The sequence below is a fragment of the Nocardia sp. NPDC058499 genome (assembly GCF_042719915.1).
Lineage (GTDB): Bacteria > Actinomycetota > Actinomycetes > Mycobacteriales > Mycobacteriaceae > Nocardia.
Genome location: NZ_JBHXMZ010000011.1, coordinates 179524 through 191836 on the forward strand (window position 1 = coordinate 179524; position 12313 = coordinate 191836).

The 12313-nt window shown below is 67.9% G+C and carries 15 protein-coding genes; 5 read left to right on the forward strand and 10 right to left on the reverse strand.

Going from position 1 to position 12313, the window contains the following annotated elements; genetic code table 11:
• The first annotated feature begins 47 nt into the window (after window positions 1–47).
• Both ACFWPH_RS28505 and ACFWPH_RS28510 read left to right on the forward strand, forming a co-directional pair.
• Window positions 48–1106: a hypothetical protein gene (locus ACFWPH_RS28505; protein ID WP_378755250.1), complete on the forward strand. Its 1059-nt coding sequence runs from the start codon at window positions 48–50 to the stop codon at window positions 1104–1106.
• A gap of 94 nt (window positions 1107–1200) precedes the next feature.
• Entirely contained in the window at window positions 1201–1773 is a 573-nt protein-coding gene (locus tag ACFWPH_RS28510) for a hypothetical protein (RefSeq protein WP_378755251.1), read from the forward strand.
• Between the two features lie 158 nt (window positions 1774–1931).
• On the opposite strand, the gene ACFWPH_RS28515 is transcribed toward ACFWPH_RS28510, so the two are convergent.
• The 5 genes from ACFWPH_RS28515 to ACFWPH_RS28535 all read right to left on the reverse strand — a co-directional run bounded on the left by ACFWPH_RS28515 (window position 1932) and on the right by ACFWPH_RS28535 (window position 6168).
• On the reverse strand, window positions 1932–2288 hold the full coding sequence (locus ACFWPH_RS28515) for a regulator (RefSeq protein WP_378755252.1): 357 nt from the start codon (window positions 2286–2288) through the stop codon (window positions 1932–1934).
• A complete protein-coding gene (locus ACFWPH_RS28520; RefSeq protein WP_378755253.1) occupies window positions 2285–2566 on the reverse strand; it encodes a hypothetical protein in 282 nt (93 codons plus the stop codon). Before ACFWPH_RS28520 ends, ACFWPH_RS28515 begins: the two co-directional genes overlap by 4 nt.
• 953 nt (window positions 2567–3519) lie before the next feature.
• Window positions 3520–4956 carry a hypothetical protein gene (locus tag ACFWPH_RS28525; RefSeq protein ID WP_378755254.1) on the reverse strand — a complete coding sequence of 479 codons (1437 nt, stop codon included), beginning with the start codon at window positions 4954–4956 and terminating at the stop codon, window positions 3520–3522.
• Window positions 4957–5088: 132 nt separating this feature from the next.
• Window positions 5089–5469, reverse strand: coding sequence for a GFA family protein (locus ACFWPH_RS28530; protein WP_378755303.1), 381 nt, complete (start codon window positions 5467–5469; stop codon window positions 5089–5091).
• A 108-nt stretch (window positions 5470–5577) separates the two neighbouring features.
• Window positions 5578–6168: an NUDIX domain-containing protein gene (locus ACFWPH_RS28535; protein WP_378755255.1), complete on the reverse strand. Its 591-nt coding sequence runs from the start codon at window positions 6166–6168 to the stop codon at window positions 5578–5580.
• Between the two features lie 264 nt (window positions 6169–6432).
• On the opposite strand from ACFWPH_RS28535, the gene ACFWPH_RS28540 reads away from it, so the two are divergent.
• Together ACFWPH_RS28540 and ACFWPH_RS28545 are read left to right on the forward strand one after the other, a co-directional pair.
• The gene (locus ACFWPH_RS28540; protein WP_378755256.1) at window positions 6433–7056 is read left to right on the forward strand and encodes a DUF1524 domain-containing protein; all 624 of its coding nucleotides are present in this window, start codon (window positions 6433–6435) and stop codon (window positions 7054–7056) included.
• Between the two features lie 148 nt (window positions 7057–7204).
• Window positions 7205–7507 carry a HEPN domain-containing protein gene (locus ACFWPH_RS28545; protein ID WP_378755257.1) on the forward strand — a complete coding sequence of 101 codons (303 nt, stop codon included), beginning with the start codon at window positions 7205–7207 and terminating at the stop codon, window positions 7505–7507.
• 495 nt (window positions 7508–8002) lie between these two features.
• On the opposite strand, the gene ACFWPH_RS28550 is transcribed toward ACFWPH_RS28545, so the two are convergent.
• From ACFWPH_RS28550 to ACFWPH_RS28570, 5 genes are all read right to left on the reverse strand, one after another.
• Window positions 8003–9043 (reverse strand): hypothetical protein, encoded by a 1041-nt coding sequence (locus ACFWPH_RS28550; RefSeq protein WP_378755258.1) that lies wholly within the window; start codon window positions 9041–9043, stop codon window positions 8003–8005.
• Window positions 9044–9296: 253 nt separating this feature from the next.
• Window positions 9297–9548 (reverse strand): SDR family oxidoreductase, encoded by a 252-nt coding sequence (locus tag ACFWPH_RS28555; protein WP_378755259.1) that lies wholly within the window; start codon window positions 9546–9548, stop codon window positions 9297–9299.
• A gap of 64 nt (window positions 9549–9612) precedes the next feature.
• On the reverse strand, window positions 9613–9966 hold the full coding sequence (locus tag ACFWPH_RS28560; RefSeq protein ID WP_378755260.1) for a hypothetical protein: 354 nt from the start codon (window positions 9964–9966) through the stop codon (window positions 9613–9615).
• Window positions 9967–10070: 104 nt separating this feature from the next.
• On the reverse strand, window positions 10071–11564 hold the full coding sequence (locus ACFWPH_RS28565; protein ID WP_378755261.1) for a hypothetical protein: 1494 nt from the start codon (window positions 11562–11564) through the stop codon (window positions 10071–10073).
• A 166-nt stretch (window positions 11565–11730) separates the two neighbouring features.
• The gene (locus tag ACFWPH_RS28570) at window positions 11731–11931 is read right to left on the reverse strand and encodes a hypothetical protein (protein WP_378755262.1); all 201 of its coding nucleotides are present in this window, start codon (window positions 11929–11931) and stop codon (window positions 11731–11733) included.
• Window positions 11932–12175: 244 nt separating this feature from the next.
• Here ACFWPH_RS28570 and ACFWPH_RS28575 point away from each other — a divergent pair, with 244 nt between their 5' ends.
• Window positions 12176–12301, forward strand: a complete 126-nt coding sequence (locus tag ACFWPH_RS28575; protein WP_378755263.1) for a hypothetical protein — start codon at window positions 12176–12178, stop codon at window positions 12299–12301.
• Window positions 12302–12313 lie beyond the last annotated feature (12 nt).

Sequence of the window (12313 nt, forward strand, 5' to 3'; positions counted from 1 at the left end):
CTCGCCGCGGCAGGGGCGTGGGCCCTGCCGAGGAAGAGACCGCCGTCATGGGATCCAACCGGGGGCCGAACCGCCACACCGCCCGAAAAAACGACGCCCGCGCGCTCGCCACGCGCACCGGAATGCCGTACCAGGCCGCGTTGCGGCAGGTCACACAGAACAATGAGCGTCGCGAGCCCCGGCATCGGTGGCTGCTCACCGACGATGTGCGCGCCTGGTTCGCTGGCGAGGGGTGGCGCGGGGTCGGCTACCCGAACCTGTACGACTGGCTGGATGCGATCCGGCCGACCTACGACTGCGACTGGTGCGGGGAACCCGGCGACGCCCGCACCGTCGACTCGTCGATTGTCCTGCTCGTCACCGCCTACGATCCGGACCTCTCGCCGACCACCGCCCACATCGGGACCCGCACACACCACGCCGCCTGCCAACCGTCGGCGATCCAATGGCTCCAGCGCGCCGACATCCCCTCCGGGCCACAGGCCATAGCTCTGCCCGCCTCCGCCAAGCCCGAGGTGGTCGGCGAATTCGAGCTGACCACGCGTGCGGTGCTGACCACCGGCCACAACGACGAGGACGGCGACTGGGACCAGGCGATGCTGCTGATCACCGCGCGCGTGATCGACGACCACAATCTCGGTGCGCGGCCGTGGATGTCGGAGCTCGAACTGTCGATGCGCGCCGCCGGGTTCGGCCACGCCGATAGTGTGCTGAGCACGCGGGAGACCGACTGGACCCTGCGGATCGTCACCGACCACCCCTCCACCCTCGCCCCGCAGTGGATCGCGCTGCGCACCGGCCGGCCCGAGGGCGGCACCCCGGACCATCTGGTGCTGTGCGCGCTGGACCTGCCGGCCGCCTGGGTGGCGGCCGCGCGACGCGATGGACGCGTCGCCGTGGTCATCGGCCCCTGCACCGCCCATTGGGATTTCACTGATGTTCCCGGTGAGCTGGTGTACGAGCTCGACGACCGCATCGACGAGCCCGGACCCGACGCACACTGCGGATGCGCGGCACTGACCGCCGAGCATGTCTCCGACCTGCTCGACGAGGGCGCCTATGTGGTCGGACTGGTCGAAGTCGCACCGGAGGAAGCAGTGCCGTGACCGCGACGCCCGTGTCGTCGGCCGGGACAACCGGTGACCTGCGGTAATGCTGGATGAGCGGGTGGCTGCACTCCCTCTACGTAGCCTCCGCGTCATGGCGAAGAAATCATGTAATCCGTTCCGCGACGCCGCTGTCGAGCACGACTCCGGCGATGATGCTCTGTGCCTGTCGCGGGCCCATGATCTGGACCCGGACGTGGAATCGCTGCGGCAGTACACCCTCGCCGCCGTGGTGAACGCCTGGGAAGACATCCCGCAGCCGGCGTTCTTCAACGCCCGACACAGCGCGGAATTACTGCTCAAGACCCTGCTGCCGGGCTATGAGCAGGACAAACGGCTCAAGCGCTGTCACAGCCTCACCACGCTGCTCGCCGAGCTGGCCACCCGGAGCGACGACCTGCTCGGCACCGGTGAGGACCAGCAGCTGATCGTCGAGTTCATCCGGGAACTGGACCGCCATGACCCGAATGGTGATCAGGGCCGGTATCCGAGAGATTCCCACGGCAGCCCGTCGCTGGAGAAGCTGTGTTGCGCCGACCGGGACGAATTCGTCCGGGAGGTGGCCCGGCTAGCGCGCTACGGCGAGCTGAGGCTGACCGGCCAGCCGCATGTGACCATGGGCCAGCAGTGGCCGCCGACACCGCTCGAACAGCAGACGACCGGCTAGGTGTTCGGGCCGGTGGACCCGGCAGGCCCGAACCAGACACGCGGGACCCAGTTCGAGAACCGGAACTGGGTCCCCGTTAGGTCCCAGCGCCACCCCCGCCAGCGTGGCTGCGCCGACCCGAAGACCGTCGTCGGCCCCGGGAGGGGAGGGGCGCGCTTCTAGGCGGAGTGCGGGAGATTGCGCAACGCCATGATCGCCTTGTCGACGGCGATCAGCTGGCGTTCCGGGTGCTCGGCGGCCTCGATCTGGTGATCGACCCACTCCCGCAGCAGGCTGGACACGTCGGTACCGCGCTGCTCTGCCAGCTTGGCGAGCTTGTCGCGCTGGTCCTGGGAGAACCGTACCGTCGTCGCGATCAGCCCGGCGGACTTCACCTCGGCGGCGTCGGGCACGGGCAACTCGGACACGTCGGCCGGTTCGCTGCTGCGGACCAGCCGCCCGGCCAGGAAGTCACCCATCAGGTCGGCGTCGTCGGCCTGCGTGGTCAGCTCTTCGATGCGGCGTTCGATGCTCATTGCTGTGCCTCCCAAACGGTGTACACGTCGTCCTCGGACGCTTCGAGGGGTCTGGCGGCATAAATCAGCCAATCCCATCGATCTACCTGGATCACCACCACCGCGACAGCGCGGGCCTCGGTCGTGCGGCCGAAAACCTGGAGCACCCTGGCATCGACCTTCGACTCGATCCGCTGCGGCCATCGCCGCAGATACGCCAGAGCCTCCATGACCTCGGCTTTCGTGACGTCGTGCAAGTACTGAGACTCGGCAATGTCGTCGCGAAAGTGATAACCCACAGTTAGAGCATACAAGCGAATACGCTGATGATCGAGCCGATAGCGATCCGGCGGCTCGGCACCGTTCCAGTCGCTGACCGTGTGCGGCGGTGTCGACGCCGACCTGGACAGGAGCTGTCGATATCGACGATATCCGCCGACTCCATCGAGGGGGCAGAATACGAGGTGTGGATGACGCGGCCGCCCTCGCGATGCTCCAGTTCGACCTCGACCTGGAGTTTCCACGCCGTGTGGCCGATCTGATCGACGATTCCTCCCTGGTCTCCGATATTCGGATCGAATTCGAGACCGCAATCGAATGGCTCGGTGACCGACTGGCCACGTCTGGGGTTGACCGTCACCCTCGCCGACGTCGACTCTCTCAGCACCGATATGTGGGGCAATATGCCCGTGGACCTGATGGAGGGGACCAGCGGCGGCTATCGACGCCGTAGAGGACCACCTCGACCGCATTATCGAGGTAATTCGCGGCATCGTGCTCGAGGCCCCGCGCACAGAACCGTGACCGGCCGGGCCAGCCGTAGCAGGCCCCGTGACCGCCGGGAATCCGGCGGGTGTTACGGCTACCCCGCCTCGTGGAGCGATGTGGCATCGGCAGGCGAGCTGATCGTGTCCTGCGGTGGTGATTCACGGTGCATCACCGATCCGGCATGTTTCGACCGAACGCACCAGCTCCGCGCGACGGCCGCCCACTTCCTCGTCGCATCGCCATCTGATCCGTCCGGAACGGGTGGTGCCGCCGTCACGGAAGGCTCCGGTGCACGGCGGCCGCGGTATCGATGGTTCGGCTGCGCCGGCGCCAGCTCAAACAACGGCTCGGTGCGGGCGATTCGTTCAAGCCGGGCCCACAGAGCGTGGCGACCGGCAATTATGAACCCCGTTCCCACGCTTCCGATGCATATTGCCGAGTGGCCGGTGTGCGCTGCACGAGGGCCGCGGGTCCGGCCTTCTTGCTACGGCAGTTTCTCGCCGCGGGCTCGCTCGAGCTGGGCGCGGGTAACGATGGTCCCGTCGGCCCAGTCGGTGGCGGCCAGAGCTTCGATTCCCTGGCTGGCACCGTAGAAGTCTTCACTGGCCGCGGCGGTGATGTCGTCGAGCAGTTCTTCGATGCGCACCGCGAGCGGGCCGTAGTTGCCATCGGGCCCGTAGGACAGATACTCGCCCGGTATCGGGTACACCGCCCCGTCTGCCACCCGCACCCAGACCGTGTCGGCCTCGAACGCGAGTGCGGCCAGCGGTGTATGGGCCGGCAGCCGGTCCGGGATCGCCGCGCGCAACCCGCCGTCGCGCAGCCGGACGACTGCGGCCCCGGTCAACGGGTCGACCAGCCACTGGGCTACCTGCTGCGGTGCGTCGACGAGCAGTTCGTGCGCGCCGGTGCGCTGTGCCGGCGCGAGACGGCTCGCCCATTCCCGGCTGACCGCCCCGGCGATCTCGATCGGTACCCACCTGGCGTGCGGTACACCGAGTTTGCCGCGGGCCCGCACCGCGCGGGCGACCTCGAGCGCGAGCGGGTCGGCGCTTTCCAGGATCTCCCACCATCCTGCGCGGTGTTGCAGCTCGTCATCGACACGATCCTGCGCCTGCACCGGGACCGGTTCGGCCGCGATTTCGACGATGTCGCCCAGGCCGGCATCGAGGAGGTCGGCGATATCACCGGCGGCGATCGCGGCGACCTCGGCTTGTTCGGCGGTCGCCGCTTCCACCAGCACCTGGTGCGCTGCCCGCTCGGGTGCCATGGTCGCGGCCAGCCGCAGCAGCGGCTCCACATCGAAATCGGGCACCGCCTGGACCAATGCTGGACCGGTGCCCGGCTTCCATGCCTGGATCGCGGCGCCGACGCGTAGCCTGCGCGGCCACCACGGCGCTGTCCCGCCCAGGGCCGCGGCCAGATCACGCCAGGTCGGCTGCTGCCGCGGATCCGGTCCGGCCAGACGGCCGTCCCGGCAGCGGTGGATGCTGAAATCCGGCCCGGTCTGCGGGTTATACGTGCCCTTGCCCGCGAGCACCAGCTGCGGCACCAGCGGCTCGAGCTCGGCGGCACGCGTCCACGCGAACTGATCACCGGTGATCAGCGGCCACACAACCCGCAACCGCACCCGCGGCGCCACCTGCCAATCCTGGGCCACCGCGCCCCCCAGGTCACGCGCCGCGACCAGTTCGGCGGTGTCGGACCGCCAGCACTGCAACGGGGCCGCCGCCGCGATCTCAGGAAACACCGTGGCGCACCAGGCCCACACGGTGACCTGATCCCAGCACGGCCCGTCACCGATCGGCTCCGGCGCCGGGAACCGTCCCGCCTCGAGCGCCCGGCGAGCCACATCCTTTTCCAGGCCCACCATTGCGCACAGCTCGTCGAACTCGAGCAGCAATCGCTGGCGCATGCCCATACCCCACTTCCCCCTGATATCGAACTCCACTGTGAGCCAACACATTACCCAGCACACCGGCCTCCTGCGCATACGCTGGCGCTCGTCGCGGTCGAGAGCCGGATCGCTTCCTCCGACGGGCCGGTACGAGGGTCAGTGCGGCGTGGTATCGATCGTCGGAAACCACGGCGCGGCGTCGTGTTTGAACGAGTGATCCACGGGGACGAGGTCGTCGCCGTTGTCGAGGCTGGCGATGGTGACGCCGACTTCGCCTTCCACGTCTCCTTTGGAGGCCAGGGTCGAGCCGCAGGTGGGGCAGAAGCCCCGCCCAATCCCCTGGAATGTGTAAAACCACTGGGGTTCGGCGTTTCCTTCGCCGGTCCAGGCGAAGGTGGCAGCGGGGAAGTCGATCCAGGCCATGGCAGGTCCGCCGCTCAGGTGCTGACAGTCCCGGCACGAACAGAGGTGCGGCCAAATCGGTGTCGCTTGCGCTCGGTAACGAATTTTGCCGCACCGGCAGCCGCCTTCGTACATCACTCGGGCCCCTTTCGATCAAAAACTGGAGGACACACCGTATTCGTTGACGGTCGCCGCCGGGAGCGGATGGAACCTCGGCTGCGGGATTCCTCGGGGATCGACGGGTCAAGGACCCGGTTGTGTGCTGGTGTCGCCGCGGAGTGTCGATCCCGGGTCCCGGCCCGGTGGGGCGAGGGACAGGACAAGTGCTGCTGAGGCGGCGCAGCCTATCGTACCGTCCAGTGCTGCGGTCACGGCCTCCTCCAGGCCCACCACCTGTGTCACCAGGTCGGCTTCGTCGTCGTCCGGCCGGGCCTCGTGCATGGTCAGCCCGGTCGCCACGAACAGGTGGACCTTGGTCGTTGCCAGACCCGGCAGCGCCCACAACGCACCGACTTTGCGCCAGTGCCGTGCGTGGGCGCCGACCTCTTCTGCGAGTTCGCGGGCCGCACCGGCGGCGGGCTCCTCGCCCGGGTCGAGATTGCCGCCCGGGAGCTGCCACATCCGTGTGTCGGGTACATAGTGGTGCTGCGCGACGACGAACAGGGCACCGGAGCCGGTCAACGCGGCGACTCGTACCTGGTCGGCTCCGGCGACCCAGTCGTAGTGGCCTGCCGTGCCGCCCGGGGTGGTGACCGTGTCGGAGACGACGGTGAAGTACTGCCGCTCCAGCACCACATCACTACTGTGCCGGATCCAGGGACCGCGTCGGTGCATGAACACAACTCTAGGACGCCGGGGCCGGCTGCCCGGGAACAAGTCGGTATGAGGCACTGGACGACTGGGCTCAACCGTGAGTGCGTTCCGGGTAACCCGGGAACCGGAATCGAGGCCTCCCCGCGCGCCGGCCAGCGCCCCACGCGCACAGCGGAATCCGCTCCGGACATTTCGTCGCCACTGTGGACCTACCTCGGGGACACAGTGGTCGGCTACGGTGGACGCCAACCGATCTTCCGTTCCATCCGAGGTAGGGAGATGCATATGCGCGGGCAGGCTCTGTCTGTCGCCGCGGTGGTGGTGTCCGCGGCCGCTACCGTGCTGGTTCGGCCGCCGGCCGCGGCAGCCGAACCGCCGGGCATCCCGGACGCCGCGGCCGCGCGAACGCTGCTGGATGGTCTGACGGTGGCCGAAGAATCCTCGGCCCGCGGATATTCGCGCGACAAGTTCCCGCACTGGAACAGCGTGGGGGAGTGCACGATCCGCGAGACCGTGCTGCACCGCGACGGACTCGATGTGACCGTCGACGGCGAGTGCCAGCCCACCGGCCGGTGGTTCTCGCCCTACGACGACCGGACAATGACCGACCCGGCCGATATTGACGTTGACCATGTCGTACCCCTGGCCGAAAGTTGGCGATCCGGCGCCAGCGAATGGAGCACCGAGCAGCGCGAACAGTTCGCCAACGACCTCGAAAGCCCGCAACTCATCGCGGTCACTGCCTCGTCGAACAGGACCAAGGGGGACCGGGATCCCGCCTCCTGGCATCCTATCCCTGCTTTCGAATGCACCTATTCCAGGATGTGGGTTGCAGTGAAGGCCCGGTGGCAGCTTACTCTCCAGCAGGCCGAGAAGGACGTGCTCACGCGGATGCTGTCGACCTGCTGAACCACCGGCTCGTCCTTGCTGAAATCGAACTACTCGATCGCAACAGCTCGGGTCCGATCAGTCTCCGGGTCTGCCACGATGTAGCAGTGTGACCTGTGCGTATGTCGGGTTGGCGGGGGTTGCACCCGGTCTCCGTACCCTCCGGCGGATGATGAAGAAATCGTGTAATCCGTTCCGTGACGTCGGTGTCGAGCACGACTCCGGCGATGATGCTCTGTGCCTGTCGCGTGCCCATGATCTCGACCCGGTCTTGGAATCGTTTCGGGAGTCCACCGGGGTCGCCACTGTGGTGGCGTTGGAGGGCTTTGCGCGGTGGGCATTCTTCGCCGCCCGCCAGAGTGCCGAATTGCTGCTCAAGGCGTTGCTGCCGGGCTACGAGCAGGACAAACGGTTGAGGGGCTGTCGTCACGACCTGAAGATGTTGCTCGCCGAGTTGGCAGCCCCGTGGTGACGATCTGCTCGGCGCCGGTGAGGATCAGCAGTTGATCGTCGAGTTCATCCGGGAGCTGGATCGCCATGACCCCAGCGGTGATCAGGGTCGCTACCCCAAGACTCTGCGCGGTGACCTGTCCCTGGAGACGGTGTGCTGCGCTGACCGGGACGAGTTCGTCCGGGAAGTGGCGCGCTTGGCTCGCACCGGCGACCACAACGATGTCGGAAGGTGCTCGCCACGTCCAGAACGTGGCGAGCGCGGTTGCGACAGGAGCCCAGTTCCCCAGCCCGGCCCGGGCATCCGGGCCGGCGCCGCGTCCACATCCCGTCGTGAGATCAGCCGGCGGTCAGTCAGCAGATTCTCATCGCTGGATAGCCTCGGTCGTGTTCGCTACCGGTGAGGCAGGGGCAGGTCAGGAGCGTCGATGGCGGGTCTTCCGGAGTCGCTGTTGTGCAGATGAAGGGCGGTTGTGCTGATCGCAGGCGTGTAGGTCCCGCCTTACGTTTCGTGGGGCTACTCGGCGGGTGTGGGGGCGTGGATGGCGTCGAGATATCGCAATCCGGTCCGGATCGTTTCGGCCTCTTCGGGATCGGCTGCGAGGTCGACGCCTTGGGGTATTACCTGGAAACCGGCATCGGTGATGGGGTCGCCTGGGTAGGCGGCCTGCACTGCGGCGTGCATATCTGCGGTGCTGATCGCGGTCTCCGGCTCGCGCAGCAGAACCACGATCGGGGCGTTGGGGTCGTCGCTGCGGTGTACGGCCAATATGTCGGGGTTGATCGTTACCGTGGTCGCCGGGTCGGGGACCACCGCGGACGACAGGCATTGCCCCAGTTGGTCATCGGTGAGCTCGCCCTTCATGCGCGCGCGTTGCAGCTCGAGCCAGAGCGGCGCATTCATGCAGTGGGGGTGGTCGCGGCGCTCGTCACGGAGGGCACGCAGGTCCCGGGGGAGCGGCCGCTGCGCTACGAGGGCGAGCAGCGGTGCCATGTCGCCGCGGGCGGCAGCGGTCAGTTCGGTACTGAGATCGGGTCGATCGAGTTCGGCGACATCGATCCTGCGCCGGAGCATGATGGTGAACATCGCTTCGGTGACATAGCGGCCGATGAGGTCGAAAGCGTCACTAGGAAGCGGCAGCAGCGGCCCGATATCGTGGACCTCCAGCGCGACAGCGTCCGGAGCGTCGGTGTCGACGTGGGTCTTGCAGCGTTGCCGGCGGTAGGTGGCGAAGAGCCGCTGCGCGGAACCGTAGTGTTCGAGCCAGTACGGATCATCGGCTTCCCAGTCCACACGGTATCGGCGCTGGTCATCCCATCTCCCGACCTGGCCGTGTATCTCGACCGGGTTGCGGCATCGCGTGCGGCGGGTGGTCGCGGCCACGCACTGCATGTTGTAGATGTGGCCGTCGTACCGGAGCTGACGGCCGTCGACAACCAGGATCGTGCCGGGTTTCTCAGGCCGGGTGGTCTTCGTCCGCTGTGCTGCGGTGTAGGAGATCCTGGCGCGTTCCTTGCGGGCGCGGATGCGGGCCTTCTTCCGCGATTTGCGGGTCATCTCGGACTCGATTCCAGGCAGAGCCCCGCGTCCTCCACCGTAATCGGTGTCGAGGTAGTTGTGCGCGATTCTCCCGGGGTGGGCGGACCTTGTCCTCAGTGTCGCTGAGCACGCGGGGCTCGGGCGACTCGGAGTCGGGCAGGCGCACCTGCCGAGACCCGGATACTAACACTCCCAGGCATATTCGCGGCGAAGCCCAGACTCCTCCAGCCCTCGAGATGTTCGCGGCCCGCACGGGCGTGGCGCGGCACAGTCAGATCGTTTTCAACATGCCGCCGTCGATAACCGGTTCCGTGCCGCTGATGTTCGATGCCCGGCCGGACGCGAGAAACACCACGAGAGCCGCGATTTCCTCGGGGCTGGTGCGCTTGGCGGCGGCGGCGTGTGGCACCGTCGACCCCCGTCGAAAGTGGGCGGATACGGCGGAGCTGCTGTCGGGGCCGGGCGGGACGCGCCGATGACGGTAGGCGATGTCTGCGAGGACGCGGCTCGCCGATACGCGCAACAGCTCCGGGCGGCAAGCATCATCAATCCGGTCCAGGAACCAGCGTGGGCCGGCGCAGCCCCGATCACAGCTGTTGTCCGGAGCCCGGTGGTTCGTCGGCAGGCCTGGCGAGCCCTGCCGCGACCAGCTGATCACGTACGCGGCGGAATCGGTCGATGTCTACGCCGGCCAGGGCTGCCAGGTCCCGGTCCGGGTATGGGCCCGGTCCGTGGCGTTCGAGGACCTGCCTGATGGCCTCGGTGATCTCGATATCGTGGGTATCGGTCGCGAGCTGGTCCAGTTCGGGCAGAATCTGGTCCATCCAGGTGGTGTCCTGGCCAGTGTCGCGGCGTCGGTCTCGTTCGTCGCGGATCGTGGCGGCCAGCTGGTCGGCCTCGCTGGCTACCCGGGCGAGAGTCTCGCGCCGGTCGGCGTCCATGGTGCCCATCCTGCCCGCCGGGAGGATCGGAGTCCAGGGCACGGTGACGGGTAGTGACGGGTTCCTGCACGAGCCGAGGGGCCCGGTGCGGGGCGGTGGGCCCGCTACGGGTGTTCGTCGAAGTAGAGCGCGAGCATGGCGATCTCGGACAGCAGAGGATAGCCGAAACTCGGTGGCGGGAGCACCGATTCCAATGAGCCGGTGTGCTTCTCGGCTTCGGCGAGCACAGCGCGCCACCCGTTGCTGTGTCGCGCGCTGAGGGGTTGTTCGCCGGGCCCGGCATCGGCCATGCTCGCCAGGTAGGTGCGAGCCTGACCGGTCAGGGTGACCGATTGGCGGGCGAGGAACGCCGTGAATTCTTCGGAGTCCACGTTCGCGGTGCAGGCCGGGTCGCCCGGATGCGGCCAGGGCAGACCGAGTTGATCGAGCACGGCCGCGACGATGCTGGCGAGCGGGGTGTCCGGGCGCCGGTGTGGCGTCATCGCCCACATCGTGTCCGTGTTCTCCGGCGCCGAGGGTGGCGCGGGGCCGGTGGTCCCGAAGCCGTGCACGACGATGCCGGGCGGCCGGAATTCACTGCTGACCGCGGCCAGCACTTCCTGTAGATCGACCTCGGCGTGCGCGGTCGGGGAGTATGGCACGAGCACTTCCCCGGTCGGGCCGCGTAGCGTGTCGGCGCGCTGGGCGAGTTCGCCGATGCCGGCTTCGACGGCGAACTTGGCGGCTGCGGCGCTGGCTTCGCGTTGGCCGAGGTAGCGCTGGAATTCTGCGCTGTCGTCGTGCCATCCGATCTGCCAGGTGTAGCCCGTCGGGGCGGTGGTGCGGTGCGGGGCGAACAGTTCAGTGCGGGTATCACTGATCCGGGGATCCGGTGTGGTGGCCTCGATGATCGCTTCGAGGGGATTCGGGGCGCCCGGAACAGGCAAGGTCGCGGTATACCGGTCGGACGGGTGGTGGTGCCAGGTCAGCGTGGTGGTCGGCCATTCGCTGACCCGCAGGTAGCCGTCGCCGATCCGGGCCGCATGCAACCGCAGCGCCAACCTGAGCACGTCGAGTTCCCGCCGTCCCCATCGGTCGCGATCCTCGGTGCTGATCGCGGTCATCGTGGCAGCGACGGCGGTGCGGTAGCGCTGTTTGCGGGCGTCTTCGGCGGGATCGTTGTCACGGATCACCTCGTACAGCGGCGCCGATTCACGCGGGGTGAGCAACCGGCACGCCAGCTCCGCGCTCGCGCGTGGAAGGCTCAATTGCTGTGCGATGGCGTGGATTTCAGACGCGGTCAGGCGTGACAGGGCGACATCGAGGTAGGCTACCGCGCCGGGTAGGGATTCCGGTATTGGGGGCAGGTGTTCGTGGGAAGCGTCGGTGTCGGTGGCCGCGTCGTAGAGGTCGTTGACGGTGGCCAGACTGCCGACGGGCACCAGGTCCAGGCGCGTGGTGAGCGCGGCGAGCAGACCCTTCGCCAGCGGCCCGGCCGGGCGAGCGGTCGCGGTGAAGTCACAGATCGCATCGATCATCGCCTCCGGGTCGAGGTCCAACGCCTTCGACGCGCGGGCGGCTCGGTCGTGCGGTGCGGCCGGCGAGCTCGATTCACCCATCCTGCGACAATAGGCCCGCCCGGCGCCTGCTGGCGCTCGAGTGTGGCCCGAGCGATCCGGCGGCGCGGCATCGGTGCCCGTGCAGTGCCCCTGTCCGGGGGCTGGCTGTGGGGTTGAGTCATCATCTGTCCCGCTTCGGTCCGATCACCACCGGTGGACACTGCCTCTACTCGGCGCGCCTGTGCCAGCGCAGTGCCGCGTAACCGGTCGCGATCGCCGCGACGAGCACGACAACGCTGATCACCACACCCGCGATATCGGGCCGGAAGGCCGTTCCAGTCGCCGTCGCCAGCAGGGTCACCAGCGCGGGGAGTCCGACAGCGGCCGCGGCCAGCAGGAGATCGGCTTTGCGCGTGCGATCGGTCATGGAACGGCATCCTCCCTGGTAGTCGCCGAGCAACCGCGCGGCCGCGCACCGGCTCTGCTGATCGAGGGTAGCCGGTAGCGTGACCGACCGTGACTTTCAGCGCGTCTCGGACCGACCAGGTGATCAGCGTGGTGACAGCGGTCGGTCGTGCGGACCCACAACACTTGGCAGAGGCCTACCGGTCTGCGTCCCGGCTGGCATGACGCCCGGTTCGGGATGATTCGCCGCCACCACCCGACATCAGATGACCCGTACCCCCGACTTCTCCGACGAGGTGGCCGCCCTGCGTGGCCTACTCGCTGAGCGCGTCAGCGCTCTGCGCGAACTCAGCGACGGTCGGCTACCGAACCCGCTCGACACCATGCTGTAGGGCCCGGGAGTG